This is a genomic window from Desulfosporosinus burensis, from assembly GCF_054657535.1.
The window spans coordinates 1-348 of record NZ_BAAHYN010000100.1; the positions used below are offsets into that span (position 1 = coordinate 1).

The 348-nt window shown below is 47.4% G+C and carries 1 rRNA gene; it reads right to left on the reverse strand.

The features are described 5' to 3' along the window. Positions 1-60: ribosomal RNA gene (rrf, locus tag ACYQ3Q_RS28570) — 5S ribosomal RNA — on the reverse strand; the annotation flags it as partial. Positions 61-348: the final 288 nt, after the last annotated feature.

The following is a 348-nucleotide window of genomic DNA, read 5'->3' on the forward strand; positions in this document are numbered from 1 at the left end:
GGTCTTAACTTCCGTGTTCGATATGGGAACGGGTGGAACCCCTCCGGCATGATCACCAGATGCGGAATCGAAGTCCGATGTCCGAAATCCGAAGTCCGAATTTGTATGTTTTCTAAAGAAAACAGGATAAGGAATTATCCTTAACCGCTGTTCTCTCAAAACTGCACAGAGTCTATTATCTAGTAATTGTCGTTAGAATTTGAGCCACTTACCTAGTTTTGTTAGCAATCTCGAAGTCCTCCGTCCTCAACCGTCCGTCCTTTCGGACCTCGGACTTCTGACCTCGGACCTCGATTATTAGGTCAAGCCCTCGACCTATTAGTACCAGTCAGCTCCACACGTCACCGC